We start from the raw sequence: 23,447 nt of genomic DNA, 5'->3' as shown, positions 1-23,447 counted from the left end.
CGGGGCTGGGGATCAGCCGCGACGCACGCGGACGGTCGGGTAGTCGTCGTCGTCCGCGCGCACGAAGTCGCGGTAGGTGCCGGGCGCGATGTCGATGAACAGGGCGTTGCCGCGGCGCGCGAAGACGTAGGTGCCGGCGAAGGCGTCGATGTAGCGCGGGGCTCCGATGCACCGCGCCGGCATGCTGACGCGGACGACGTCGCGGCGGTAGTCGATGCGGTGGGTGGTCGGGCACCGCTCGCGGCCGTCGAGCATCGACTCCCCCGCGCGGTTGCCGCGGCCGGCGATGACCTGCAGCGAGTCGCTGCTGTCGCGGCCAGCGGCGGTGAACAACAGGCCGGCGAAGAAGGTGCGGCCGCGGGGCTGCAGGTCGCGGTAGCGCAGCGTGGCGGTGATCCGGCGCTCGCTGTAGCGGATCGAGTAGCCGACGAGGTCGACCGTCGGGCGGGCGACACCGCCGTCGGCCGGCCGCCCCTCGCGGGCGACGTCGCCGACGCCGTCGCGGCCCGAGACACGGACGGCGGAGGCGGGGGCGGCCGTGAGCCCCACGGCCAGGGCGACGGTGGCGAGCAGGGCGAGGAGTCGTCTCATCCCGGCACCGTAGTGATGCCGGCGCCCGCCGTCGACGCCCCGCGCGGGTCGGGTTCAGCCGCGACGCACGCGGACGAACGGGCTGCGGCCGTGGGACGGGGCGTCGCCCGAGATCTCGCGGTAGGTGGCAGGGGCGACGTCGGCCCAGTAGGTCTCGGTGTCGCGGCGCACGACGTGCGTGCGCACGAACGCGTCGACGTAGCGCGGCCGCCCGAAGCAGTGGGCGGGAGCGCTGATCCGGACGACGTCGCGGCGGTAGTCGATGCGGTGGCGCACGCGGCAGTCGGGACCCGGCTCGAGACCGTCGCTGCCGTCGGCCCACGCCTCCGCCGTCCCTCTGCGGTCGCCGGGGCCGGCCGTGACGTCGAGACCGCCCTCCCACATCTCGTGCCCGGCCGGGAAGTCCATGGCCAGGCCGGCGGAGAACGCGTCGCCGCGTGGGCGCAGGTCGCGGTAGCGGAGGACCGCCGAGATGCGGTGCCTGCCGTAGCGGACGGCGAACCGCACGAGGTCGACCTCGGGCCGGGCCGACCGAGCGAGGTCGCTGCCGCTGATCCGGACGACGTCTGCCCGGCCGTCGCGGCCGACGACCCGCTCGGCCGAGGCGGGTGCGGCGAGCAGCCCGAGGCACGCCGCGACGACGGCGAGAAAGGCCAGCGCCCGTCTCATCGCGACACCTCACCCCGGCGCACCCGGATGTAGCGGCCCTCGTCGTCGTCCTCGTCGGCCAGGCGCCGGTACCCACCCGGCGCGACGTCGTAGAACCACGCCCGTTCACCGACGGCGACGTGGGTCAGCAGGGACACGTCGAGCACACGGGGCGTCGCCAGGCACCGTGCCGGCATGCTCACCCGCACCAGGTCGCGGCGGTAGTCGATGCGGTGCGTCGTGCGGCAGCTCGGCGCGCCGAGCAATCGCGAGCTGCCCGCCCGGTTGGCGCGGTTGGCGGTGACGACGAGCGGGACGGAACCCGACTCGCGCCAGCTGGGCGACGTCAGGAACGCCGCGACCGTGAACCGGCGGCCGACCGGACGCAGATCGGCGAGGTGCAACTCGGCGGTGAAGCGCCGTTCGTCGTACCGCAGCACGTAGCGGACCACGTCGACCGAGGGCCGACGCACCCGCGTCATGGCGAGGTCGTCGGCATCCTCGCGGGCGACGTCGGCGCGGGCGTCGCGACCGGTGACGCGCTCGGCGGACGCCGGCGCGGCAAGGAGGCCGACGCACGCGGCAGCGACGGCGAGGAGGGCGAGGAGTCGCTTCACGGAGGCCTCAGCCCCGCCGCACGCGGACGGTCGGGAAGTCGACGCCCGACCCGGAGCGCTGGTAGTCCCGCGCGGTGCCGGGTGCGATATCGACGTAGGTCGGTCTGCTGAGGCTGCGGAAGCCGATCGACAGCACCGAGGCGTCGACGTATCGGGGCCGGCCGAGGCAGCGGGCCGGAAAGCTCATCCGGACCAGGTCGCGGCGGTAGTCGACGCGATGCCGCGGCCGACAGCGCCGCTCGACGCCGATGAGCACCGAGGTCCCGGCGCGGTGCCCACGCCCCGCTGTCACGGCGACCGTGGGCGGGAGGTCGTCGCGACGGCCAGGAGGCCGCAGGTAGACCATCGCGAACACGTCGCGGCCGGGCACGAGGGAGCGGAACCGGACGACGGCCGAGATGCGGTGCTCGCCGTAGCGGACGGCGTAGCGCACGACGTCGAAATTGGCCCAGGCGACCGTCGACGTGCCGTCGTCGTCCGTGCGGGTGACGTCGGCCCGGCCGTCGCGACCGGTGACCCGCTCGGCCGAGGCGGGCGCGACGGTGAGCCCGACGCACACGGCGACGGCGGCGAGCAGGGCGAGGAGTCGCTTCACGGCCTCAGCCCCGCCGCACGCGGACGGTCGGGTAGTTCTCGTCCGTGTCGGCGTTGCGCGCGAACTCGCGGTAGTTCCCGGGGGCGATGTCGACCCACACGCTCCGGTAGCTGCGGTCGTAGGTCACCGAGGCGACGAAGGCGTCGATGAACCGCGGTCGGCCCAGGCATCGAGCCGACGTGCTCAGGCGGACGACGTCACGGCGGTAGTCGATGCGGTGCCTCGTGTTGCAGCGCTCGTCGTCGTCCACGTCGAGCATCGACTGACCCGCTCGGTCGCCGCGACCGGCAAACACCTGTAGGCCCACGTCCTGCCCAGCGGCGCCGGGGAGGGTCATGATGAGGCCGGCGAAGAACCGGCGTCCCTGCGGCTTGAGGTCGCGGTAGCGGAGCACGGCCGAGATGCGGTGCTGGCCGTATCGGACGGCATAACCGACCAGGTCACCGCTGGGACGGGCAACCTTCGTCGGCCGGTCGCTCTCCTCGTCGAGCTGGGCGACGTCGGCGCGGCCGTCGCGGCCGCTGACGCGTTCGGCGGAGGCGGGAGCGGCCGTGAGGCCGACGCACGCGGCGACGACCGCGAGCAGGGCGAGGAGGGGCTTCATCCGCGAACCGTAGGTGGCAACCGGCCCGCCGTCCGGCGAACGGCGGAACTTCAGCCGGGCACGGTCACGTCGGCGACGCGGGCCAGCCGGGGCCGGTCGTGGGCGTCGCCGTCGACGCAGCCGGTGGCCCACCACAGCCGCAGGTCGCGGCCGTGCACCTCGAGCACCGCGAGGTTGTTGTCGAACCACGGGCCCTCGACCAGCCGCCACTCGAACGGCGCGTCGGGCACCTTGGCCGAGCGGGCGACCACGTGGCCGATCGGGCCGGCGACGCCGTACGACAGCGCCGCCGTCGCGAACCGCATCACCCGCGGCAGCGGGTTGCGGATCGGCGAGCACACCGCCTGCAGGATCCGGCTGTGCGTCCCCTCGGGCGGCTTCACCGTCGAGAGGTAGCTGTGGTGCACGTCGCCGGAGAGGAACGTGATGGTGGACGGCGGCCGCCCCCGCTCACCGCGCGCCACCTCCAGCACCATCTCGGCCACGTCGGTGAAGGTGCGCTGGAAGGCCGCCCAGTGCTCGAGGTCGACGACCTGCCGCAGGCTCTCGCCCGGGCCGGCCAGCCGTCGTCCCCACGCGCCACCGGCCAGTGCCTCGCCGAACGCCTCCACGTAGTGCAGGCCGGGGGCGAGCAGGAACGGCAGCGAGGTGCCGATCAGCAGGTGGTCGACGTCGCCGCGCAGCTGGTCGTCGAGCCAGGCGAGCTCCTCGTCGTCGAGCAGGCCGCGGCGCTCGGGCTCGAGCACCCGGGCCGCGCGCGAGTCGACCACGACCAGCCGCGCCTGCTCGCCGAGGTCGCGCACGTAGCTCCACCGGTAGGCGGTCGGCTCCTGGTCGGTGCGCTCGGCGAACGCGTCGAGCATCGGCCCGGCGTCCCAGCCCGGCTCGTCACCGTGGGCGAGGACCTCCTGCCAGCACCGGTCGTCGGCCAGCTCGCTCGGCGTCATGTTGCCGAGGTGCTGGTAGACCCAGTACGACGACAGCCCGCCGACGATGCGGTCGTGCCACCAGTCGGTGGCCTCCATGTCGTCCTTCCACGACTGCGAGGTGTTCCAGTCGTCGCGGACGTCGTGGTCGTCGAAGATCATCTGGCTCGGCAGCGTCGAGAGCAGCCACCGGTTCACGGGGTCCGACCAGGCGAGCCGGTAGAGGTGGGCGTACTCCTCGTAGTCCTTGAGCTCCTTGCCGGGCGGGGTGTCGAGGCCGCGCCGCTGCTCGATGAAGTCCTGCATCTCCTCGGTGGTCTCGTCGGCGTAGACCTGGTCGCCGAGGAAGACGACGAGGTCGGGCCAGCGGGGCTCGTCGGGGTCGGGGTCGTCGGCGTGGGTGCTGTCGGTCAGGCCGGCCATGCGCAGCCCGAAGGCGCGCAACGCGTCGACGCCGTGGGTGCGGTTGCCCTTCTCGTCGTGGGAGACCGAGGTGCGGCACGAGCCGTAGGCCAGCCGCAGCGGCTTGGCGTGGTCGAGCGTCGGCACGACGGACGGCGGCAGCCCCGACCCCTCGTCGGGCCAGACCTGCACGCCGTCCAGCTCGACGGCGTAGGGGTAGCGGCGCCCGGGCTCGAGGCCCTCGAGCCGCACCAGCGCGTAGTGGTGCCCGTGGACGGCGAAGGTGACCGCCTCGGCGGGGTCGACACCGGGGGTGCTCACCCGCACCCGGCAGGGCCCGTCGGTCTCGACCCACAGCGACGCGCCGTGCTCGTCGACGTGCCGCAGCAGCGGACCGAGCACCAGCCCGGTCACGCGCGTCGTCCTGCCCGTCGACGCGGCGTCAGTCGCCCGGCCACTCGCCGGTCCAGCGCTGGAAGGCGCGCGCCGACCCGCGCTGGAACAGCGCCTTCACGACGGCGAAGATCGCGCCCTGGATGAGGGCGGTGACAAGGATCTCCTTGAGCCGGTACTCCGACTCCAGCGGCTTGGGCGGGTCGTCGGAGTCGACCGGCACGACCTTGGTCGCCACCCGCTGGAAGATCTGCCGGGCGATGAGGCCGGCCAGGATGCTGCCGACGACCCCCCACGGCTTGTAGAGGATGCGGGCGGCCTTGGAGCCGGAGTCTTCGACCTTGGCGCGCTGGGCGCTCACGACCGGACCCGCTTGACGATCTTGACGACCACGAGGACGGCGAGCGCCGCGCCGACCGCGGCACCGGCGTAGGTCAGCCCGGTCTTGGCCTGCTGCTTGCGAGTGTCGAGCCGCGAGGTCAGCTGGTCGACGGTGCTCGCGAGGTCCTCACGCGTCTTCTCGATCTCGGCCTTGAGGCGCTCGGCCTCCGGGTCACTCATGGCTTGGTCCCCTCACTGCCGCCCCGCAGGGTCTCGACGTCGGCCTTCAGTCCCTCGACGGCCCGCTCGGGCACGACCGGGGCGACCTCCCCCATCTGCTTCTTGCCCAACAGGGCCGCGACGCCGGCGACCGCGAAGATCAGCACGGTCACGATCAGCGACGCGAGCCAGCCCGGCACCGCCTCGGCGAGGGCCAGGGCGATGGTGACGAAGACGAACAGGAGTCCGTAGAGCGCCAGGACGCCGGCGACGCCGAACTCGGCCGCACCCATGACGCCGTGCTTGACCTTCGCGGCGGTCTCGACCTGGGCCAGCCGGATCTCGTCACGGACCAGCTGGCTCGACTGCTGCGACACCCGAGAGATCAGCTCGCCCGTGCTGACGTCGCGGCCGGGATCGGCGGACGTGGATGACGGGTCGCTCATGTCGATCGACGCTAGTGATGCGTGGGGCCGAGCGGATCCACCCCTTCCGGTGGGCAGGCTGCCCCGAGGGCGTGGCTACGTTCGAGTCATGGCCAACACCGTCAAGCTGAAGTACACGACCCCCGGCATGAGCGAGTCCGACGCCACGCGGGTCGTCGAGCTGCTGCAGGACCGTCTCAACGCGGCCACCGACCTGCACCTGACCCTCAAGCACGTGCACTGGAACGTCGTCGGCCCCCACTTCATCTCCGTGCACGAGATGATCGACCCCCAGGTCGACGAGGTGCGCGAGTTCGCCGACGACCTCGCCGAGCGCATCGCGACCCTGGGCGGCTCGCCGATCGGCACGCCGGGCGCGCTGGTCGCGGCCCGCACCTGGGACGAGTACTCCATCGGCCGCGACACCACGCAGGCCCACCTCGGCGCGCTCGACCTCGTCTACCAGGGCGTCATCACGAGCTACCGCGACGCGATCAAGGAGCTCGACGACCTCGACCTCGTCACCCAGGACATGCTGATCGGCCAGACCGACAAGCTCGAGCTGTTCCACTGGTTCGTCCGTGCCCACCTCGAGGACAAGTCCGGCGCCCTGAGCACCGCCGACGCCCACAGCGAACAGGAGGCGGCGCGCGCCGCCGGCTGACCTCCCGGTCGGCTCTCCCCGAGTCCTCTTCCCCGACCGCCCCCGCGCTCTGCGTGTGGGGCGGTCGGTGCATTTCGGACGTCGTGCGCCTGCGTGGGCCTCGACGGGCCGGCGGTCTCGAGGCTCGTCGCCAGGGCTCCTCGCACCTCGACCATCGTCGGGGCCGCGCCTGCACGGTGGTCGAGGTGCGAGGCCGGCCACGGCCGAGCCTCGAGACCCCTCGCCGTCCACACGAACGTTCCCGCGCGGGGCCCTTCGACAAGCTCAGGGTCCGTGGAGGCGGCCTGGCCTCAGCGGGCCCACGGTGGTCGAGGTGCGAGGCCGGCCACGGCCGAGCCTCGAGACCCCTCGCCGTCCACGCGAACGTTCCCGCTGACGGCCAGCGGTCTCGAGGCTCGTCGCCAGGGCTCCTCGCACCTCGACCATCGTCGGGGGCCCCCACCTTCGGGTCGGGTTCGAGGACGGCGGGCGGGGTAGGGAGGGGCCGTGGCCGACAACGTCCCCCGCTCGATGAGCCTCGTGCTCGTCGTCGTCCCCGCCCTGCTCGGGCTCGTGCTGCTCGGGTGGGGGGTGACGGGGCTCTACACCTCGCCGGCCGTCGACCTCGGCGAGTCGCGCGTCGAGTGCCGCTCGGTGACGGCCTCGCCCGACGCCACCGGAGTCGCGGAGGTGCGCGTCGACGGGGAGACCGTGACCGACGACCCCGAGCCGGAGGAGGTCCACGCGTGCGACCAGGCGCGCGGCGGTCGGCTGGCGCGGGCCGTGCAGACCGGGCTGGGCGGCGTCCTCGCCCTGGGCGTCGCGGTGGGGCTGGCGCGACGGCGTCGCGAGTTCCTCTCCTGAGCCTCAGGTGAAGCGGCGCAGGGTCAGCGAGTTCAGCACCACGAACACCGACGAGAACGCCATGGCCGCACCGGCGATCATCGGGCTGAGCAGGCCGGCGGCGGCGAGCGGGATCGCCGCCACGTTGTAGCCGAACGCCCACACCAGGTTGCCCTTGATGGTGGTCAGCGTCCGGCGGGCGAGGCGGACGGCGTCCGCGGCGAGCCGCAGGTCGCCGCGCACGATCGTGAGGTCGGCGGCCTCCATGGCGACGTCGGTGCCGGTGCCGAGCGCGATGCCGAGGTCGGCGGCGGCCAGGGCGGCGGCGTCGTTGACGCCGTCCCCCACCATCGCGACGGCGCGGCCCTCGGCCTGGTAGCGCCGCACCACCGCGGCCTTGTCGGCCGGCAGCACGCCCGCGACCACCTCGGCGATGCCGACCTGGTCGGCCACGGTGCGGGCGACCCGCTCGTGGTCGCCGGTCAGCAGCACCGGCGTCAGGCCGAGCGAGCGCAGCCGCGCCACGGCCTCGGCCGAGGTGGGCTTGACCGTGTCGGCCACGACGAGGACGCCGCGGGCGGCGCCGTCCCAGCCGACCAGCACCGCCGTGGCGCCGCTCGCCCGCGCCCCGTCGAGCGCCGCGTCGACGTCGGGGCCGGTGGTCAGCCCCCGGGCGGCCAGCAGCTCGGGGCGGCCGACGACCACGTCGACGCCGTCGACGCCGTCGACGCGGCCGGTGACGCCGAGACCCTCGACGTTGGCGAAGTCCGCCACCGGCAGCGGCGCCTCGACGCCGGCCGCGACGGCCCGCGCCACCGGGTGCTCGGAGGCGTGCTCGAGGGCGGCGGCCAGCGCGAGCACCCGGTCGGCGTCCTCGCCGGGGGCGGCGACGACGTCGCGCAGGCTCATCTCGCCGGTGGTGACGGTGCCGGTCTTGTCGAGCAGGACGACGTCGACGGCCCGTGCCCGCTCGAGCGCCTCGGGGCCGCGCAGCAGGATGCCGAGCTGGGCACCGCGCCCGGTGCCCACCATCAGCGCCGTCGGGGTCGCGAGCCCCAGCGCGCACGGGCAGGCGATGACCAGCACCGCGACGGCGGCGGTGAACGCCGAGACGGCTCCCCCGCCGGTGCCGAGCCAGAAGCCGAGCGTCGCCACGGCGAGCACGAGCACGCCGGGCACGAAGACGCCCGAGATGCGGTCGGCCAGCCGCTGCGCGGCGGCCTTGCCGTTCTGCGCGTCCTCGACCAGTCGCGCCATCTGCGCGAGCTGGGTGTCGGCGCCGACCCGGGTGGCCCGTACGACGAGCCGCCCGCCGGCGTTGACCGTGGCGCCGGCGACGTCGTCCCCGGCGCGCACCTCGACCGGCACCGACTCGCCGGTGAGCATCGAGGCGTCGACGGCCGAGACGCCGTCCTCGACGACGCCGTCGGTGGCGACCTTCTCGCCGGGGCGCACCACGAAGAGGTCGCCGACGGCCAGCTCGGACGCCGGCACCCGCACCTCGCGCCCGCCGGGCCCGTCGGGCAGCACGGCGGCGTCACGGGCGCCGAGGTCGAGCAGCGCCCGCAGCGCGGCGCCCGCCCGGCGCTTGGAGCGGGCCTCGACGAAGCGGCCGAGCAGCACCAGCGTGGTGACGCCGGCGGCGGCCTCGAGGTAGATCGTGCCCGCCCCGTCGGTGCGCTCGATGGCCAGGCTGAACGGGTGGGTCATGCCGATCACGCCGGCCGTGCCCCACAGCAGCGCGTAGAGCGACCAGCCGAACGCGGCGAGCACGCCCATCGAGACCAGGGTGTCCATCGTCGCGGCGCCGTGCCGCAGGTTCGTCCACGCCGCCCGGTGGAACGGCCACGCGCCCCACGCCACCACGGGCGCGGCCAGCGTCAGCGAGATCCACTGCCACCCGTCGAACTGCAGCGGCGGCACCATCGCCAGGACGACGACCGGCACCGTCAGCAGCGCCGAGACCAGCACGCGGTGGCGCAGCGCGCGGGTGGGGTCGACCTCGACGGCCGTGGGGCCGTCGTCGTCGGTCTCGACGACGGGCAGGCTCGCGCCGTAGCCCGCCGCCTCGACGGTGCGGACGAGCTCGTCGGCGCTGACGTGCGCGGCGTGGCGCACGCGCGCCTTCTCGGTGGCGTAGTTGACGCTCGCCTCGACGCCGTCCAGCTTGTTGAGCTTGCGCTCGATGCGGTTCGCGCACGAGGCACAGGTCATGCCGGTGAGCGTCAGCTCGACCTGCTGGTCGAGCGAGGTCTCCCGCGTCTCAGTGGCCGTGGTCGTCGGCGTCGTGCTCGTCATCGCTCCCCTCCTGCTGGTCGGCCGTCGCGGCGGGGGCGGCGGGGGCGGCGGGGGCGGCGGGGGCGGCGGCGTCGACCACGAACGAGGCGGTGCGCACGAGGCCGTCGTGCTTGAAGTCGAGGAACAGGTGGTAGCGGCCGGCACTGGGCGCCTCGGTGCCGAAGGCGATGGTGGGCCCGGCCGGGCCGTCCTCGGGGTGCACGTGCACGTAGGCGAGGTCGCCCGCGCGCAACGCGACCAGGTGTCCGTAGGCGCCGAGGTAGGGCTGCAGGTCGGTCACCGGCTCGCCGTCGCGGGTCACGCGCAGGGTGAGGGTGGTGGGCTCGCCGGGTGCGAGGACGCCGTCGAGGCCGACCTCGTAGTCGCCCACCTGGGCGGACGTCGTCGGTCGCGCCACGGCGGGCGCCGCGACCCGCCCCGGGACGGCGAGGTCGGCGCCGAGGGTGAGCCCCTCGCCGCCGGCGGGGGTGAAGTCGGCGAGCACCCGCCACGCCCCCGCCGTCAGGTCGAGCGGCACCTGCCAGTGGCCGGTGGCGTCGAGCCGCGGGTGCACGTGCTGGAAGCCGGTGAGGTCGCGGCGCACGGCGATCAGGTGCAGCCGCCGCTCGTGCTCGACGTCGTAGTCGACGACGCTGCGTCCGGCGGCGTCGAGCACGCGGAACCCGAGCTGCTGCCGGCCGGCGTCGAGGCTCGGCCGGTCGAGGGCCAGCGTGTAGCCGTCGGCGCTGACGGCGAGCCCGCCGGGCAGCGCGGACGACGGGGCAGCCGCGGGGTCGGCCCCGTGACCGGCGTGACCGGCGTCGGCAGCGTCGGCGGCGTCAGCGGCGTGGGCAGCGTCGGCGGCGTCCGCGTGGTCACCGCCCTCGTCGTGGGCGGGCGGCTCGGCGCCGACCGGGCCGACCGGCCCGGTGGCGTTGCCGAGACCCAGCGCGCCGACGAAGACGAGCGCCAGCGCGGCGACGAAGACCGCCAGCCGCACGGGCGTGCTCACGGCGTCGCGCCGCCCTCCACCAGCTCGTAGCCGGCCTCGTCGACCGCGGCGCGGACGGCGTCGTCCGAGACGGGCGCGTCGCTGGTCACGCGGACGGCGCCGCTGGCCAGGTCGACGTCGACCGCGGTGACGCCGGGGATCTCGGAGACCTCCTCGGTCACCGAGGCCACGCAGTGCTCGCAGGTCATGCCCGTCACGGTGTAGCTGCGGGTCTGCTCGCTCATGACTTCACCAGTCTCCTGATCGCGTCGGACGCCTCGCGCAGCTTTGCCTCGGCCTCGGGGCCGCCGGCGCGCGCCGCGTCGAGGACGCAGTGGCTCATGTGCTCGTCGACCAGGCCCAGCGCGACCGCCTGCAGCGCCTTGGTGACGGCGCTGACCTGCGTGAGCACGTCGATGCAGTAGGTGTCGTTCTCGATCATGCGCTCGATGCCGCGCACCTGACCCTCGATGCGCTTCATGCGCTTGAGGTAGTCGTCCTTGCGGCTGAGGTAGCCGGGGCCGTGGTCCATGCCGCCTACCATACCCCCCTAGGGTACCCGAGCCAAGCGACCGTCAGCCGCGGTGGCCCTCCGGCGGCCAGCAGTACCGCAGCGGCGGCAGCCGCTCGAAGGCGTCGGCCGACTCGCCCGAGACGAGCGCCTCCGCGCCGATCACCGCCTTGGCGAGGTGCCGCAGGCCGCCCGGCAGGCGCGCGACGACGTCGGGCCGCTCGACCGGACGACGTTCGGCCCCGCGCGCCAGCTGCGACCGCAGCACCTCGTGCTCGTAGGCCGCGAACCGCTCGCGACCCTCGGCGTAGGCCGCCGCGTCGCGGTAGGCCACGACGACGCGCGCGCCCCCGGCGAGGCGCCGGTGCCGTCGTCCGTCGACGGCCGGCCGCTGCTCGCCGACGTTCGTGCCGACGTCCAGGCCGAGCACCCGCGCGTGGTGGTCCAGGCTGCGGGGCACGTCCTCGGTCACCGCCGCCGCGTAGCAGTCGTGCGGCTGCACCCCCACCACGTCGAGGTAGGAGACGAGCAGCTCCTGCGGGGTGCTCGGCAGGTAGGGGAACGGCGACGGAGAGAGGTACGGCGCTCCGCTCGCCGGCGCGACGGCCGCGCGCACGCCGGCCCATTTGAGCACCTCGACGCGCACGCCGGCCGGCTCGAGCGCGAGCGCGACCGGACGGGCGCCGCGCAGCCGCTCGAGGGCCGCCGCGGCGGCGGCACCCCGCTCGGCGGCGCACCACGCGTGGACGCCGGTCACGTGGCTGCCGGTGTAGCCGCCCTGGTCGTCGCTGCTCGCCACGTGCCGCACCTCCAGGAACCGGGCGAGGCCGAACGTCGCCTCGGGGCCGATGCCGGCGTCGGCGAGCAGGGCGAGCGCGAGGTCCTCGTCGTGCACCATCGGCTGGCCCGGCCGGCGCGCGACCCAGCGCTCCCCCGCCTCGAGCCAGGTCACCGACGGGGGCCCGGCAGTCCCGTCCGGGCCGTCCGCGCCCGCCGGCAGGTCGGTGTGGACGACGTCCCACTCGACGAGGCGGTCACGCTCGGCGAGGCCGCCGTCGAGGTGGTCGGGCACCCGGTACAGCCCGAAGACGAGGTCGGGCCGACCGGCCAGGCCACGCTCGACCAGGGCGGCGGCGACGTCCTCGACCTGCGACCGCTCGCGGGTGCCGAGCCGCGTGACGACGACGGTCGCGCGGTCCGCGGCGAGGAAGGGCGTGCGCGCCTCGTCGCGCGCGGCCCGCTCGGCGGCGGACTGCGCGTCGCGGTCGGGCGCGTGCACGACCGGGCAGGGCAGCGCCGCGCGGGTCTCCTTCGACAGGTGCTGGCCGTAGACCCACTGGCCCGCGGGGCCGCGCAGCGACTTCTCGGCGAGCCAGAGCGGCTCGCCATCGGGCTCCCCCGCCGCCGCCGCATTGGCGTTCTCGACGCCCTGCTCGAAGGCCTGCCACACCTTCTTGATCCGACCGATCACGGTCGCCCAGCCTCCCAGCCGGACGGGTGCCGCCGCCAGGGCCGAGCGGAGCGCCGGGGCCGGGTCACCCGGCGTCTCGCGGGTTGGGATGTGGGGTCGACGGGCGGGCGTGCCTAGGGTCGGGGCATGCCCGCCCGACGTCTCGTGGACCACGACGAACACGCCGACCTGCTGCGGCTGGTGCGGCAGATCGCCACCGAGGAGCTGCTGCCCGAGGCCGCCTCCGCCGAGGCCGAGGAGCGGTTCCCGCGCGAGGCGTTCCGCATGCTCGGCAAGGCCGGGCTGCTGGGCCTGCCCTACCCCGAGGACGTCGGGGGCGGCGGCGTCCCCTACGAGGTCTACCTGCAGGTGCTCGAGGAGCTCTCGGCCGTGTGGGCCTCGGTCGGCGTCGGGGTCAGCGTGCACGCGCTGGCCTGCTTCGGCCTCTACACCGCCGGCACCGACGAGCAGCGCGAGCGGTGGCTGCCCGACATGCTCGGTGGCGAGCTGCTCGGCGCCTACTGCCTCTCCGAGGCGCACGCCGGCTCCGACCCCGCCGCGATGCGCACGACCGCCCGCCGCGACGGCGACGACTACGTCATCGACGGCGCCAAGGCGTGGACGACGCACGGCGGCCAGGCCGACTTCTACAAGGTCATGGCGCGCACCGGCGACGGCCGGGGCGACATCTCGTGCTTCCTGGTGCCGGCCGACGCCGCCGGCCTCACCGCCGACCCGCCCGAGCGCAAGATGGGGCTGACGGCGTCCCACACCGCCACGATGCGGTTCGACTGCGTCCGCGTCGGCGCCGACCGACGCCTCGGCGAGGAGGGGCAGGGCCTGCGCATCGCGCTGGAGGGCCTCGACTCCGGCCGCCTCGGCATCGCCGCGGTCGCCACCGGGCTCGCCCAGGGCGCGCTCGACCACGCCCTCGCCTACGCGCGCGAGCGCGAGACGTTCGGCCGCCCGATCATCGACCACCAGGGCCTGGCGTTCCTGCTGGCCGACATGGAGGCGGGCGTGCAGAGCGCCCGCGCCGTCACGCTGCACGCCGCCCGGCTGCGCGACGCCGGCCAGCCGTTCTCGCGCGAGGCCTCCGTGGCCAAGCTGGTCGCCACCGACCTCGCGATGAGGGTCACCACCGACGCCGTCCAGGTGCTCGGCGGCTACGGCTACACCCGCGACTTCCCGCTCGAGCGGTTCATGCGCGAGGCCAAGGTCATGCAGATCTTCGAGGGCACCAACCAGATCCAGCGCATGGTCATCGGCCGCTCGCTCGCCACGGGCGGGGCCGGCGAGATCGGGCTGCGGTGAAGGTCGTCCTGCCCGGTGGCACCGGGCCCGTCGGCGCGGTGCTGCAGCGGGCGCTCGTGCCGGCGGGGCACGAGGTCGTCGTCCTCAGTCGCAGCGCGCGCGAGCCCGGGCCGGACGGCGTGCGGCACGTGCAGTGGGACGGCCGCACGGTCGGCGCGTGGGCGGCCGAGCTCGACGGTGCCGACGCGGTGGTCAACCTCGCCGGCCGCTCGGTCAGCTGCCGCTACACCGACGCCAACTTGCGCGAGATGATGAGCTCCCGGGTCGACTCGGCCCGCGCCGTCGGTGCCGCGATCGAGCGGGCCGCGCGTCCGCCGCGGGTCTGGCTGCAGATGAGCACCGCCACGATCTACGCCCACACCTTCGGTCCGGCGCACGACGAGGCCACCGGCGTCCTCGGCGGCGAGGAGCCCGACGTCCCGCTCTACTGGGAGTACAGCGTGCGCATCGCCCGCCGCTGGGAGGAGGCGCAGGCCGAGGCCGACACGCCCCGCACCCGCCGCGCCGCGCTGCGCACCGCGATGGTGATGAGCCCCGACCGCGGCAGCGTCTTCGACTACCTCTGCTGGCTGGCCCGGGTCGGCCTCGGCGGGCCGGTGGCCGGCGGACGGCAGTACGTGTCGTGGATCCACGCCGACGACTTCGCGCGCGCCGTCGTCCACCTGCTCGACGACGACTGCGCAATCGAGGGTCCGGTGAACCTCGCGGCGCCCGGGCCGGTGCCGCAGCGCGAGCTGATGCGCTCGCTGCGGCGGGCGTGGGGCGGGCGGCCGGGGCTGCCGGCGACCCGGTGGATGGCCGGCCTGGGGGCCTTCGTGCTGCGCTCCGACCCCGAGCTGCTGCTGAAGAGCCGCCGGGTCGTGCCGGGCCGGCTGCTCGACGACGGGTTCCGCTTCGAGCACCCCGCGTGGGACGACGCCGCCCGCGACCTCGTGCGGGGCGTGCGCGAGCGCGACTGAGCCCCGCCGGGGTCAGGGCTGACTAGTCCGTCGGTGTCATGCGGCGGCCCGTGCCCGCGCGGACGATGCCGCCATGACCGTCACCCACCTGCGGCGCCTCGCCGCCGTCGTCGCGCTCGCCCTCGCCGCCACCGCCCTCCTGCTGCTGCGCCCGGGAGGCGGCGCCCAGGCGCTGACCTCCGTGCCCGCCGCGGCGTCCGCCGCCGGTAGCGGGGCCCTCTCGGGCCAGTGCACGGGCGAGCAGCAGGGCGTCATCAAGGGCGGTTCGAACCGCAAGGGCCGGGTCGGCACCTACGAGATCTCGAAGGTGACGCACGGGCTCACCGTGCCGACCGACCCGTCGTCGGGCCAACCGACCGGGCGCCGCCAGCACGAGCCGCTCGCCTTCACCATGAACGTCGACAGCTCGACCACGCAGCTGATCGCGGCCGAGATCACCAACGAGAACCTGAAGACCTGCGCGTTCAGCTTCTGGCGGCGCAGCTCCGACGGGGCCAAGGAGATCAGGTACCTGCGCATCGACCTGCGTGACGCGCACGTCGTCGACTACCGGTTCACCGGGCAGCCCGGCGGTCCCGACGTCGTGACCTTCCGGCTCGCCTACCGCACCATCGAGTGGACCTATCCCCTCGGCAACCTGAGCACGACCGACGACTGGTACTACACCGACTGAGCCGCACACCGAGCCGTCCGGGCCCGGTCAGCGGCCCTTCCACACCGGCGGGCGCTTCTCGGCGAAGGCCGCGGCCCCCTCGGCGGCGTCCTCGGAGACGAAGACCGGCTGCATCAGGCGGTCCTGCTCCTGCCAGCCCTGCTCGGTGGTCCAGTCGCGCGCCGAGCGGGCGATCTGCTTGGTGACGGCGACCGCGAGCGGGCCGTTGGCGGCGATGGTGGCGGCCAGCTCGAGGGCGCCGTCGAGGGCCAGGCCGGGCGTGGTGACGCGGTTGACCAGGCCGAGCTCGGCGGCGCGCGAGGCGGTGATCGGCTCGCCGGTGAGCAGCAGCTCGAGGGCGATCGCCTGCGGCACGCGTTGCGGCAGCAGCATCGCCGCCCCGGCCCCGGCGACCAGGCCACGTCTGACCTCGGGGACGCCGAGGCGGGCGTCGTCCGCGGCGACGACGAGGTCGCAGGCGAGCGTGAGCTCGAAGCCGCCGGCCAGCGCCCAGCCCTCGACGGCGGCGAGGAGCGGCTTGCGGGGCGGGCGCTGGGTGAGCCCGCCCAGGCCGCGCCCCTCGACCACCGGCACCTCACCGGACAGGAACGCCTTGAGGTCCATGCCGCTGCAGAACGTGCCGCCGGCGCCGGTGAGCACGCCGACGCGCAGGTCGTCGTCCGCGTCGAGCCGGTCGAGCGCGCCGGCCAGGCCCTGCGCGACGGCGGCGTCGATCGCGTTGCGCGCCTGCGGCCGGTTGAGGGTGATGACCAGGACGCCGTCGCGGGTCTCGGTGAGCACGGGGTCGGGGGCCACCGACGTAGCCTGGCAGAGATGACCACGACCCCGGCCCCGCCGCTCGCGCTCGGTCACCGCTTCGCCGACGAGCTGCCCGAGCTGGCGCTGGCCTGGCAGGCCGAGGAGGCGCCCGACCCGCGGCTGCTGCTGCTCAACGAGCCGCTGGCGCGCGAGCTCGGCCTCGACCTCGACCGGCTGCACTCCCCCGACGGCGTCCGGTTCCTGCTCGGGCTCTCGCTGCCGGACGGCGCGCGCCCGGTGGCGCAGGGCTACGCCGGCCACCAGTTCGGCGGGTACTCACCGCGCCTCGGCGACGGCCGCGCGCTGCTGCTCGGCGAGCTGCCCGGCCCCGGCGGCGGCGTCCGCGACCTGCACCTGAAGGGCTCCGGGCGCACGCCGTTCGCCCGCGGCGGCGACGGGCTGGCCGCGATCGGCCCGATGGTGCGTGAGTACGTCGTCAGCGAGGCGATGCACGCGCTCGGCGTCCCGACCACGCGCGCGCTCGCCGTGGTGGCGACGGGCCGCACCGTGCAGCGCGACTGGCCGCTGCCCGGCGCCGTGCTGGCCCGGGTGGCCTCGAGCCACCTGCGGGTCGGCAGCTTCCAGTACGCCCGCGCGCTCGACGGCGAGGGCGAGCCCGACGTGCTGCGGCGGCTCGCCGACCACGCGATCGCCCGCCACCACCCGGCGGCGGCCGACGCCGGGGCGCCCTACCTCGCGCTGTTCGAGGCGGTGGCCGAGGTGCAGGCGCGGCTGGTGGCGCAGTGGATGAACCTCGGGTTCGTGCACGGCGTCATGAACACCGACAACGTGACGATCTCGGGCGAGACCATCGACTACGGCCCCTGCGCGTTCCTCGACGCCTTCGACCCCGGCACCGTCTTCAGCTCGATCGACCACCAGGGCCGCTACGCCTACGGCAACCAGCCGCCGATCACCGAGTGGAACCTCGCCCGGCTCGCCGAGGCGCTGCTGCCGCTGCTCGACCCCGACGAGGCCCGGGCGATCGAGGTCGCCACCGACGCGCTCGGCGGGTTCCGCGACCGCTACGCCGCGCACTGGACCGCGGGGCTGCGCCGCAAGCTGGCCCTGCCCGACGGCCTCGACGACGCCGTCGCCACCCCGCTGACCGACGACGCGCTGGCGCTGCTGCAGGCCGGGCGCGTCGACTTCACCTCGTTCTGGCGCGGGCTCGGCGCCGCCGCGCGGGGCGACACCGAGCCGGTGCGCGGGCTGTTCCTCGACCTGCCCGGCATCGACGCCTGGCTCGAGCGGTGGCGCGCCGTCGGCCCCGACGCCGCCGCGCTCGACCGGGTCAACCCGGCCTACGTGCCCCGCAACCACCTCGTCGAGGAGGCCCTCGACGCCGCCGGCGGCGGCGACCTCGCCCCCGTCGGCCGGCTGCTCGACGCCGTCACCCGGCCCTACGACGTCCGGCCCGGGCTGGAGCGGTACGCCGAGCCCGGCCCCGAGGACCCCGCGTACCGCACGTTCTGCGGGACGTAGGCGGGGGCGGCGGCAGGAGTCACCGGTGATCCGGTGACTCCTGACGTTCTCGGCCGTTGCACCGGCCGAGAACGTCAGGAACCGGCCGAGAACGCCCCGGCGGTCGGGCGCCGCAGCAGCACGGCGGTCTCGTAGTGCGTGGTGTGCGGGAACATGTCGAGCAGCCGGGCGCGGGACGGCGTCCAGCCGGGCAGGCGGGCGAGGTCGCGCGCGAGCGAGCCGGCGTGGCAGCTGCTGTAGACGAGCGTCGTGGCCGGTGAGGCGTCGAGCGCTGCGCACAGCTCGGCACCGAGCCCGCGCCGGGGCGGGTTGACCACGACGAGGTCGGCGGCCAGGTCGTCGCCGAGGTCGGGGACGGCGGTGGCGTCACCGGCGGCGAAGGTGACGTCGGTGAGGCCGAGCTCGGCGGCCGACGTGCGGGCGGCGGCCACGGCCTGCTCGCTGACCTCGACGCCGTGCACGCGGCGTCCGGGGGCGGCCAGGTGCAGCGCGAACCCGCCGACGCCGCAGTAGAGGTCGAGCACCGAGCTGGGTGCCACCTCGTCGGCCCACGCGGCGGCCTGCGCGTAGAGCGCGGCCGCGACGTCGGTGTTGGTCTGCAGGAAGGCGCGCGGCCCGACGTGCAGGACGACGCCCCCAGGCCCGCCGATCGCGACCGGCAGCGTGGCGCGCTCGGTGAGCACGACCTCCTGCTCGCCCTCGAGCACGGCCTTGTGCTCGGGCTGCAGGTTGGCGGTGACGACGGCGATCTCGGGGTGCGCGGCGAGCAGTCCGGGCAGCGCGCGCTCGAGGCGGGGCAGCGCCTCGGTCGAGCGCAGCACGAACCGCACCAGGAACTCACCGTCCGGCGACTCGGTGACCAGCAGGTGCTTGAGCTCGCCGCGCCGGGCCGGCACGTCGTACGGCGTCAGCCGCGCCCGGGTGACCAGGTCGGCCAGCGCGGGCAGCAGGGTGTGGGCGCGCGGGGAGTAGAGGCCGCACCGGCGCAGGTCGGTGCCACGGCCCTCGGCGTCCAGGATGCCGAGCGTCGGCGCCTCGACGGTGCCGGCGACCACCAGCTTCGCCTTGTTGCGGAACCCGCTCTCCCGGCTCGCGACGGGCTCGAGCCAGGCGAGGTCCGGCCACGCCGCCAGCGCCTCGCGCGCGTGCCGCTGCTTGGTGGCCAGCTGCGCGGCGTACGGCGTCTCGATCTCGGTGCACGAGCGGCACACCCCCGCCTCGAAGTACCCGCACCGCACCGGTCGAGCCTACGGAGGTCGCGGGGGGCTTGGCGGGGGCGGCGGTCGGGGTCGTGGTCGGCGGTCGGGGTCGTGTGCCTGTCACCGGTCCATGCACCAGCGAGGGACACACGACCGGTGCGCCGACCGACGAGACCCGCCCGGCGCGGCGCCGGCGTCGGCACCAGCGCCCACTCATCCTTTCGGGCGGCGGCGCGCGACCTACCGTGGAACGCATGACCACGACCGCGCCCGCACCGACCTCCGCACCGACGGGCGGGCGGCAGTGGCCCGCGCTGCTGGTGTTCGCGGCGGCGGTGGTCGTGGTGGCGGTGGTCGGGGGGCTCGCCGCGGGGTCGTCGGGCGAGACCTACGACGCGCTCGACCTGCCGCCCTACGCGCCGCCGTCGTGGCTGTTCGGGCCGGTGTGGACGGTGCTCTACGTGATGATCGCCGTGGCGGGGTGGCTGGCGTGGCGCCGCACGGGCACCGACCGCGCGACCGTCGTCTACGGCGTCCAGCTGGTGCTCAACATGGCGTGGACGCCGCTGTTCTTCGCGGCCGGCTGGTACACCGTCGCGCTGGTCGAGATCGTGGCGCTGCTGGCCGCGGTGCTGCTGACGATCGCGATGTTCGCCCGCCGCTCGCGCGCCGCCGCGTGGCTGCTGGCGCCCTACGCCGCGTGGGTCGCGTTCGCCACCGCGCTCAACGCGGGCATCGTCGTCCTGAACTGAGGCGGACTAGCTCGCGACGGCGTCGGGCTCGGCCGCGAAGCCGTGCTGCAGGCACCACACGACGGCCTGGCTGCGGGTGGTGACGCCGATGCGCCGGTAGGCGCTGCGGATGTAGGTCTTGACCGAGTTGATGCTCAGGTAGCTCATCTCGGCGATCTCCTGGTTGCTGTGGCCCTGCGTGATCAGCGTCAGGACGTCGATCTCGCGCGGCGTCAGGCCGACGTCGTGCCCCAGCCGCGTCCCGACCGCCTCGACCGGGCTCGACCCGACCACCGGGCCACCGTCGTCGCGCCCCGACAGCACCGCCGCCAGCAGCTCGTCGTCGTGGACGCCGAGCGAGAAGAAGCCGTCGGCACCGCGCGCCAGGGCCCGCGACGCGAGGTCGGGGCGCAGGTCGTGCGAGACCACGATGACCACCACGCCGTGGCCGACCAGCCGGTCGAGGTCGGCTCCGTCGCCCTCGTGCAGCCCGGCGGCGTCGTAGAGGACGACGTCAGGCTCGCGGCCCCACGCCTGCCAGTCCTGGCCGAGCACCTCGACGTCCTGGGGGTGGCGCAGCAGCAGCGCCGAGAGCCCGGCGGCCACGACGTCCCACGGACTCACCACGGCAACGGCCACGCGGGCGGCGCTGGCCGAGCGGGCGGTGCGGGCGGTGCGGACCGTGCCGGCCGAGGCGTCGTCGTCGGGGGTCTCGGTCACGACCCACGTGTCTATCGGCTCGGACGGCACTGGTCCAAGCCAGAGGCCTCGCCCGTAGGGGTGACAGCGAGCGGCAGTGCTCGGCAGTCCTCGGCAGTGGTCAGCGCACGGTGCCGACCAGCTCGCTCGCGTCGTCGGGGCGGGTGCCGCGCGCGAGCAGCTCGCGGGCGGCGTCCACGCCGGTCTCGGAGAAGACGTCCCACATCAGGACGCCGCGCACGGCGTCGTCGTCGAGGTAGTAGACGACATAGCCGTCCCCGGCGGCGTCGAGCACCGTCTCGAGGTCGGTGCTGGCGGTGCCGACGGCCTCGTAGCCGTGGTCGAAGACGTCGGAGTAGTACATCGGCGTGTGGTCGTAGGTCTCGTCGGAACCGGCCATGATGCGCCCGACCGTGGCGCCCATCGTCTCGGCGTTGTCGACGTGCTCGACGCGGCGGCGGCCGAGGATGCGGTCGGGGTACTCCGCGACGTCGCCCGCGGCCCACACGTCGGGGGCCGAGGTGGCCAGGTGCTCGTCGACGACGATGCCGCCGTCGTCGGAGCGCTGCACGGCGGCGCCGGCCACGTCGCCGGCGGGCGTGATGCCCAGCCCGAGGACGACGGCGTCCGCGTCGAGCGCCGAGCCGTCGGAGAGGCGCAGCGTGACGCCGTCGCCGGTCTGCTCGCCGCCCTCGACCCGCAGGCCGGGCCGCAGCCGCACCCCGGCCTGGGTGAACAGCCCCTCGTAGCTGCGGGCGAGGGAGGCCGGGAAGACGTGGTCGCCGAGCACCTCGCCGGGGTGCACCAGGGTCACGGTGCAGCCGTGCTGCACGAGCGCGGAGGCGATCTCGCTGCCGATGTAACCGCCGCCCACGACGACCACGTGCGGGTCGTCGGCGGCCAGCTCGCGCAGCCGCCGGTAGTCGCTGAGCGTGCGGAAGTAGAGCACGCGGTCGCCGGGCTCGAGCCCGTCGACGCGGGTCGGGTGGCCGCCGGTGGCGAGCAGCAGCCGGCCGTAGCCGAAGGTCTCGCCGTCGGCGGTGGTGACCTCGTGCCGCTCGGGGTCGACCGAGGCGACCCGCACGCCGAGGTGCAGCTCGGCGCCGGTCTCGTCGTCGGTGTGCAGGGCGGCGTCGTCCTGGGTGAAGTCGGGGTCGGTCCAGAGCTTCTTCGACAGCGCGGGCCGCGGGAACGGAGGCGTCGGCTCCTCGCCGAGGATGCCGATAGTGCCGTCGGCCCCCTGCTCGCGGATGCCCTTGGCCGCGGCGTCGGCCACCATGCCGCCGCCGACGATGAGGAAGTCGTAGTGCTGAGCCATGCTGCGAACCTAGGCAGCCGCGGGGGTGACGCGATCACCTGTGCGGGTGGCGGCCCGCCCGCCGCGTCTCGCCAGGCTGGACTGCATGGATCTGGGTATCGCAGGCAGGACGGCGGTCGTCACCGGCGCCGCGGGTGGCATCGGGCGGCACACGACGGCGCTGCTGCTCGCCGAGGGCGCGCAGGTGGTGATGGTCGACCAGGAGCGCAGCGACCTCGACGACGCGCAGGCGTGGCTGCGCGGCGAGGCCGGCGTCGGCGCCTCGGCCGTCTCCGTGCCGTGCGACCTCGACTCCGACGACGCCGCGCGCGGCCTGGCCGAGACCGTCGCCGACCTGGCCGGCGAGGTCGACATCCTCGTCAACGGCGCCGGGATCACCGGCGCCACCGGCCCCTTCCACGAGATCGACGACGACGCCTGGGTCGAGGCCATCACGGTGAACCTGCTCTCCGCCGTCCGCGTCACCCGCGCGTTCCTGCCCACGCTGCGCGCGCGGGGCTGGGGCCGGGTCGTCTTCGTCAACTCCGAGGACGCCGTCCAGCCCTACGACGACGAGCTGCCCTACTGCGCCGCCAAGGCCGGGCTGCTGTCGTTCGCCAAGGGCCTCTCGCGCAGCTATGCGGGCGAGGGGCTGCTGGTGAACTCGGTCTCCCCCGCCTTCATCCACACCCCGATGACCGACGCGATGATGGAGGAGCGGGCCGAGGAGGAGGGCACCGACGTGGACGGCGCCATCGCCTCGTTCCTCGAGGAGGAGCGCCCCTACATGGAGCTCGGACGCCGGGGCCGGCCAGAGGAGGTCGCCGCCGTCATCGCGTTCCTCTGCAGCGAGCGGGCCAGCTTCGTCAACGGCGCGAACTACCGCGTCGACTCCGGGTCGGTCGCGACGATCTGACCCCGTCGTGCGGCCCGCTCAGCCCCAGGGGTGACTGTCGGGCACGGTCCACTTCGGGGTGAGGGTGGGCTCGACCACGGCGGGAAACGTGGGGTCCGTGACCTCGATGACCCCCACCAGCCGGTCCTTCGCCGAGCGGGAGCGCAGCGAGACCGCGGAGGCGGGCCTCGGCCTGCTCATGCTGTGGCTGGGACCGGTGGCGGCCTTCGTCATCGCCCTGCTCTGGGGCTGGTAGCCCGCACCTAAACCGGCCGGGTACCTTCGGGGAGGCCCGGAGGAGGCGCCATGAGCTCCAGGCCCGACGACGGCGATGCCGTGCGCTCGCCCCGCGGTGCACCCCGGTGGGTCGAGCTGCCGGACGAGCGGCGCACCGGCTTCGCCGACCACGTCGAGCGGGCGCTCACCCCCGAGCTGCTCGTGTGCGCGGCCGCCGTCCGCGCCGGCCTGGCCGCCGGGTGCTTGGCCTCGCTCGTCATCGACCCCGAGCAGCGGTTCGTGCTCGCGGCGACCGACGCGGCCGTCGCGGCGGTGGCCGAGGCCCAGTTCGGCGTGTGGCAGGGGCCGTGCCCGGAGGCCGTGCTCACCGGTGAGACGGTCATGGCGCCCGACCTCGCCAGCACGGCCGCGCGCTGGCCGCGGCTCGCGCCACGGCTGGCCGGTCTGCCGTCGATCGCCCTCGCCTCGGTGCCGCTGCCGGGGGCGCGGGGCCCGATCGGCGTCCTGACCGCCTACCGGCACACGACGCGACCCTTCACCGAGGCCGACCTGGCCGACCTCGCCGCCGTGGCGCAGACCGTCGCGGTGCTGGCCGGCACCCGCTTCACGGTCGCCGACGCCACGGTGCGGCTGCCGCCGTCGGTGCCGGCCGCCGGGGGCGACGGGTCACCCGGCTGACCGACGAGGGCGGCGACCCGGCCGGG

At 75.0% G+C, this 23,447-nt stretch carries 28 protein-coding genes; 10 read left to right on the top strand and 18 right to left on the bottom strand.

Annotated elements, in window-relative coordinates:
* Positions 1 to 12: 12 nt before the first annotated feature.
* Genes ABEA04_RS09160 through ABEA04_RS09120 form a run of 9 tightly spaced genes read right to left on the bottom strand, consistent with a single transcriptional unit; the run spans position 13 to position 5,762 of the window.
* Complete coding sequence (locus ABEA04_RS09160; RefSeq protein ID WP_345457297.1) at positions 13 to 591, bottom strand: hypothetical protein; 579 nt, start codon at positions 589 to 591, stop codon at positions 13 to 15.
* A 54-nt stretch (positions 592 to 645) separates the two neighbouring features.
* The gene (locus tag ABEA04_RS09155; RefSeq protein WP_345457294.1) at positions 646 to 1,260 is read right to left on the bottom strand and encodes a hypothetical protein; all 615 of its coding nucleotides are present in this window, start codon (positions 1,258 to 1,260) and stop codon (positions 646 to 648) included.
* Positions 1,257 to 1,856 carry a hypothetical protein gene (locus tag ABEA04_RS09150; RefSeq protein WP_345457292.1) on the bottom strand — a complete coding sequence of 200 codons (600 nt, stop codon included), beginning with the start codon at positions 1,854 to 1,856 and terminating at the stop codon, positions 1,257 to 1,259. The genes ABEA04_RS09155 and ABEA04_RS09150 overlap by 4 nt, the downstream gene beginning before the upstream one ends.
* A 7-nt stretch (positions 1,857 to 1,863) precedes the next feature.
* Positions 1,864 to 2,451 (bottom strand): hypothetical protein, encoded by a 588-nt coding sequence (locus ABEA04_RS09145; protein ID WP_345457290.1) that lies wholly within the window; start codon positions 2,449 to 2,451, stop codon positions 1,864 to 1,866.
* Positions 2,452 to 2,455: 4 nt separating this feature from the next.
* Positions 2,456 to 3,055, bottom strand: a complete 600-nt coding sequence (locus ABEA04_RS09140; protein WP_345457287.1) for a hypothetical protein — start codon at positions 3,053 to 3,055, stop codon at positions 2,456 to 2,458.
* A 50-nt stretch (positions 3,056 to 3,105) separates the two neighbouring features.
* Positions 3,106 to 4,797 carry an alkaline phosphatase D family protein gene (locus tag ABEA04_RS09135; protein WP_345457285.1) on the bottom strand — a complete coding sequence of 564 codons (1,692 nt, stop codon included), beginning with the start codon at positions 4,795 to 4,797 and terminating at the stop codon, positions 3,106 to 3,108.
* Between the two features lie 28 nt (positions 4,798 to 4,825).
* On the bottom strand, positions 4,826 to 5,137 hold the full coding sequence (locus ABEA04_RS09130; protein ID WP_345457282.1) for a DUF4235 domain-containing protein: 312 nt from the start codon (positions 5,135 to 5,137) through the stop codon (positions 4,826 to 4,828).
* Complete coding sequence (locus ABEA04_RS09125; RefSeq protein ID WP_345457279.1) at positions 5,134 to 5,337, bottom strand: DUF3618 domain-containing protein; 204 nt, start codon at positions 5,335 to 5,337, stop codon at positions 5,134 to 5,136. Before ABEA04_RS09125 ends, ABEA04_RS09130 begins: the two co-directional genes overlap by 4 nt.
* Positions 5,334 to 5,762, bottom strand: a complete 429-nt coding sequence (locus ABEA04_RS09120; RefSeq protein WP_345457276.1) for a phage holin family protein — start codon at positions 5,760 to 5,762, stop codon at positions 5,334 to 5,336. The genes ABEA04_RS09125 and ABEA04_RS09120 overlap by 4 nt, the downstream gene beginning before the upstream one ends.
* Positions 5,763 to 5,850: 88 nt before the next feature.
* Here ABEA04_RS09120 and ABEA04_RS09115 point away from each other — a divergent pair, with 88 nt between their 5' ends.
* A complete protein-coding gene (locus tag ABEA04_RS09115; RefSeq protein ID WP_345457273.1) occupies positions 5,851 to 6,405 on the top strand; it encodes a Dps family protein in 555 nt (184 codons plus the stop codon).
* A gap of 486 nt (positions 6,406 to 6,891) precedes the next feature.
* On the top strand, positions 6,892 to 7,248 hold the full coding sequence (locus ABEA04_RS09110; RefSeq protein ID WP_345457270.1) for a hypothetical protein: 357 nt from the start codon (positions 6,892 to 6,894) through the stop codon (positions 7,246 to 7,248).
* A 3-nt stretch (positions 7,249 to 7,251) separates the two neighbouring features.
* On the opposite strand, the gene ABEA04_RS09105 is transcribed toward ABEA04_RS09110, so the two are convergent.
* The 5 genes from ABEA04_RS09105 to ABEA04_RS09085 are packed head-to-tail and all read right to left on the bottom strand — an operon-like array spanning position 7,252 to position 12,477.
* Positions 7,252 to 9,525, bottom strand: a complete 2,274-nt coding sequence (locus tag ABEA04_RS09105; protein ID WP_345457268.1) for a heavy metal translocating P-type ATPase — start codon at positions 9,523 to 9,525, stop codon at positions 7,252 to 7,254.
* Entirely contained in the window at positions 9,491 to 10,516 is a 1,026-nt protein-coding gene (locus ABEA04_RS09100; RefSeq protein ID WP_345457265.1) for a hypothetical protein, read from the bottom strand. Before ABEA04_RS09100 ends, ABEA04_RS09105 begins: the two co-directional genes overlap by 35 nt.
* Positions 10,513 to 10,740 (bottom strand): heavy-metal-associated domain-containing protein, encoded by a 228-nt coding sequence (locus ABEA04_RS09095; RefSeq protein ID WP_345457262.1) that lies wholly within the window; start codon positions 10,738 to 10,740, stop codon positions 10,513 to 10,515. Before ABEA04_RS09095 ends, ABEA04_RS09100 begins: the two co-directional genes overlap by 4 nt.
* Positions 10,737 to 11,027 carry a metal-sensitive transcriptional regulator gene (locus tag ABEA04_RS09090; protein ID WP_345457259.1) on the bottom strand — a complete coding sequence of 97 codons (291 nt, stop codon included), beginning with the start codon at positions 11,025 to 11,027 and terminating at the stop codon, positions 10,737 to 10,739. The genes ABEA04_RS09095 and ABEA04_RS09090 overlap by 4 nt, the downstream gene beginning before the upstream one ends.
* A 43-nt stretch (positions 11,028 to 11,070) precedes the next feature.
* Complete coding sequence (locus ABEA04_RS09085; protein WP_345457256.1) at positions 11,071 to 12,477, bottom strand: hypothetical protein; 1,407 nt, start codon at positions 12,475 to 12,477, stop codon at positions 11,071 to 11,073.
* Between the two features lie 126 nt (positions 12,478 to 12,603).
* Between ABEA04_RS09085 and ABEA04_RS09080 the strand changes: the two genes are divergently transcribed.
* The 3 genes from ABEA04_RS09080 to ABEA04_RS09070 all read left to right on the top strand — a co-directional run bounded on the left by ABEA04_RS09080 (position 12,604) and on the right by ABEA04_RS09070 (position 15,402).
* Positions 12,604 to 13,770, top strand: coding sequence for an acyl-CoA dehydrogenase family protein (locus ABEA04_RS09080; RefSeq protein WP_345457253.1), 1,167 nt, complete (start codon positions 12,604 to 12,606; stop codon positions 13,768 to 13,770).
* Positions 13,767 to 14,729 (top strand): epimerase, encoded by a 963-nt coding sequence (locus ABEA04_RS09075; RefSeq protein WP_345457250.1) that lies wholly within the window; start codon positions 13,767 to 13,769, stop codon positions 14,727 to 14,729. Before ABEA04_RS09080 ends, ABEA04_RS09075 begins: the two co-directional genes overlap by 4 nt.
* A gap of 73 nt (positions 14,730 to 14,802) precedes the next feature.
* Entirely contained in the window at positions 14,803 to 15,402 is a 600-nt protein-coding gene (locus tag ABEA04_RS09070) for an Hcp family type VI secretion system effector (RefSeq protein ID WP_345457247.1), read from the top strand.
* Positions 15,403 to 15,429: 27 nt separating this feature from the next.
* Here the strand turns inward: ABEA04_RS09070 and ABEA04_RS09065 are convergent, their stop codons facing one another.
* The gene (locus ABEA04_RS09065) at positions 15,430 to 16,197 is read right to left on the bottom strand and encodes a crotonase/enoyl-CoA hydratase family protein (protein ID WP_345457245.1); all 768 of its coding nucleotides are present in this window, start codon (positions 16,195 to 16,197) and stop codon (positions 15,430 to 15,432) included.
* Positions 16,198 to 16,215: 18 nt separating this feature from the next.
* On the opposite strand from ABEA04_RS09065, the gene ABEA04_RS09060 reads away from it, so the two are divergent.
* Positions 16,216 to 17,685: a protein adenylyltransferase SelO gene (locus ABEA04_RS09060; protein ID WP_345457242.1), complete on the top strand. Its 1,470-nt coding sequence runs from the start codon at positions 16,216 to 16,218 to the stop codon at positions 17,683 to 17,685.
* 74 nt (positions 17,686 to 17,759) lie between these two features.
* Here the strand turns inward: ABEA04_RS09060 and rlmC are convergent, their stop codons facing one another.
* Positions 17,760 to 18,923, bottom strand: coding sequence for a 23S rRNA (uracil(747)-C(5))-methyltransferase RlmC (gene rlmC, locus ABEA04_RS09055; RefSeq protein WP_345457239.1), 1,164 nt, complete (start codon positions 18,921 to 18,923; stop codon positions 17,760 to 17,762).
* Positions 18,924 to 19,138: 215 nt separating this feature from the next.
* Here rlmC and ABEA04_RS09050 point away from each other — a divergent pair, with 215 nt between their 5' ends.
* A complete protein-coding gene (locus ABEA04_RS09050; protein ID WP_345457236.1) occupies positions 19,139 to 19,636 on the top strand; it encodes a TspO/MBR family protein in 498 nt (165 codons plus the stop codon).
* 6 nt (positions 19,637 to 19,642) lie between these two features.
* Here the strand turns inward: ABEA04_RS09050 and ABEA04_RS09045 are convergent, their stop codons facing one another.
* Together ABEA04_RS09045 and ABEA04_RS09040 are read right to left on the bottom strand one after the other, a co-directional pair.
* On the bottom strand, positions 19,643 to 20,335 hold the full coding sequence (locus tag ABEA04_RS09045) for a helix-turn-helix transcriptional regulator (protein WP_345457233.1): 693 nt from the start codon (positions 20,333 to 20,335) through the stop codon (positions 19,643 to 19,645).
* Positions 20,336 to 20,435: 100 nt separating this feature from the next.
* A complete protein-coding gene (locus tag ABEA04_RS09040) occupies positions 20,436 to 21,632 on the bottom strand; it encodes an NAD(P)/FAD-dependent oxidoreductase (protein ID WP_345457231.1) in 1,197 nt (398 codons plus the stop codon).
* A gap of 85 nt (positions 21,633 to 21,717) precedes the next feature.
* On the opposite strand from ABEA04_RS09040, the gene ABEA04_RS09035 reads away from it, so the two are divergent.
* The 3 genes from ABEA04_RS09035 to ABEA04_RS09025 all read left to right on the top strand — a co-directional run bounded on the left by ABEA04_RS09035 (position 21,718) and on the right by ABEA04_RS09025 (position 23,421).
* Complete coding sequence (locus ABEA04_RS09035) at positions 21,718 to 22,527, top strand: SDR family NAD(P)-dependent oxidoreductase (protein WP_345457228.1); 810 nt, start codon at positions 21,718 to 21,720, stop codon at positions 22,525 to 22,527.
* Between the two features lie 97 nt (positions 22,528 to 22,624).
* Complete coding sequence (locus ABEA04_RS09030) at positions 22,625 to 22,762, top strand: hypothetical protein (RefSeq protein WP_345457225.1); 138 nt, start codon at positions 22,625 to 22,627, stop codon at positions 22,760 to 22,762.
* A gap of 50 nt (positions 22,763 to 22,812) precedes the next feature.
* Complete coding sequence (locus ABEA04_RS09025; RefSeq protein ID WP_345457222.1) at positions 22,813 to 23,421, top strand: GAF domain-containing protein; 609 nt, start codon at positions 22,813 to 22,815, stop codon at positions 23,419 to 23,421.
* Positions 23,422 to 23,447 lie beyond the last annotated feature (26 nt).

It is taken from the genome of Nocardioides marinquilinus (genome assembly GCF_039543705.1).
Classification (GTDB): domain Bacteria; phylum Actinomycetota; class Actinomycetes; order Propionibacteriales; family Nocardioidaceae; genus Nocardioides; species Nocardioides marinquilinus.
The sequence above is the reverse complement of the archived record's forward strand: the minus strand, read 5'-3'. Positions and strand labels throughout refer to the sequence as shown.

Coding starts and splice junctions, on each gene's coding strand:
- ABEA04_RS09160 (WP_345457297.1), bottom strand. CDS start 591: ATGAGACGACTCCTCGCCCTGCTCGCCACCGTCGCCCTGGCCGTGGGG.
- ABEA04_RS09155 (WP_345457294.1), bottom strand. CDS start 1,260: ATGAGACGGGCGCTGGCCTTTCTCGCCGTCGTCGCGGCGTGCCTCGGG.
- ABEA04_RS09140 (WP_345457287.1), bottom strand. CDS start 3,055: ATGAAGCCCCTCCTCGCCCTGCTCGCGGTCGTCGCCGCGTGCGTCGGC.
- ABEA04_RS09125 (WP_345457279.1), bottom strand. CDS start 5,337: ATGAGTGACCCGGAGGCCGAGCGCCTCAAGGCCGAGATCGAGAAGACG.
- ABEA04_RS09120 (WP_345457276.1), bottom strand. CDS start 5,762: ATGAGCGACCCGTCATCCACGTCCGCCGATCCCGGCCGCGACGTCAGC.
- ABEA04_RS09115 (WP_345457273.1), top strand. CDS start 5,851: ATGGCCAACACCGTCAAGCTGAAGTACACGACCCCCGGCATGAGCGAG.
- ABEA04_RS09105 (WP_345457268.1), bottom strand. CDS start 9,525: ATGACGAGCACGACGCCGACGACCACGGCCACTGAGACGCGGGAGACC.
- ABEA04_RS09095 (WP_345457262.1), bottom strand. CDS start 10,740: ATGAGCGAGCAGACCCGCAGCTACACCGTGACGGGCATGACCTGCGAG.
- ABEA04_RS09090 (WP_345457259.1), bottom strand. CDS start 11,027: ATGGACCACGGCCCCGGCTACCTCAGCCGCAAGGACGACTACCTCAAG.
- ABEA04_RS09080 (WP_345457253.1), top strand. CDS start 12,604: ATGCCCGCCCGACGTCTCGTGGACCACGACGAACACGCCGACCTGCTG.
- ABEA04_RS09070 (WP_345457247.1), top strand. CDS start 14,803: ATGACCGTCACCCACCTGCGGCGCCTCGCCGCCGTCGTCGCGCTCGCC.
- ABEA04_RS09060 (WP_345457242.1), top strand. CDS start 16,216: ATGACCACGACCCCGGCCCCGCCGCTCGCGCTCGGTCACCGCTTCGCC.
- ABEA04_RS09050 (WP_345457236.1), top strand. CDS start 19,139: ATGACCACGACCGCGCCCGCACCGACCTCCGCACCGACGGGCGGGCGG.
- ABEA04_RS09040 (WP_345457231.1), bottom strand. CDS start 21,632: ATGGCTCAGCACTACGACTTCCTCATCGTCGGCGGCGGCATGGTGGCC.
- ABEA04_RS09035 (WP_345457228.1), top strand. CDS start 21,718: ATGGATCTGGGTATCGCAGGCAGGACGGCGGTCGTCACCGGCGCCGCG.
- ABEA04_RS09025 (WP_345457222.1), top strand. CDS start 22,813: ATGAGCTCCAGGCCCGACGACGGCGATGCCGTGCGCTCGCCCCGCGGT.